We start from the raw sequence: 278 nt of genomic DNA on the forward strand, positions 1-278 counted from the left end.
ATCCTCAAGGCCGGTGGCGCCTATGTGCCGCTGGACCCTGAGTATCCGCAGGACCGCCTGGCGTACATGGTTGAAGACAGTGGCATCCGCTTGCTGCTGACGCAGGCGCATGTGCAAGGACAACTGCCGGTGTTGGAAGGCGGCGTGCAGACGGTGATCCTGGAGGCCGGTCCTGACTGGCTGGCGGATTACAGCGATGCCAACCCGGTCAACCTCACTCGACCTGAAAACCTGGCCTATGTGATCTATACCTCGGGCTCGACCGGCAAGCCCAAGGG

The 278-nt window shown here is 62.2% G+C and carries 1 protein-coding gene; it reads left to right on the forward strand.

The genetic code is table 11. From position 1 onward, the window contains the following. On the forward strand, positions 1-278 hold a 278-nt coding region (locus ACYP2A_RS22810), incomplete at both ends, for an AMP-binding protein (protein ID WP_459748212.1).

The sequence above is a fragment of the Pseudomonas sp. 3A(2025) genome (assembly GCF_054589175.1).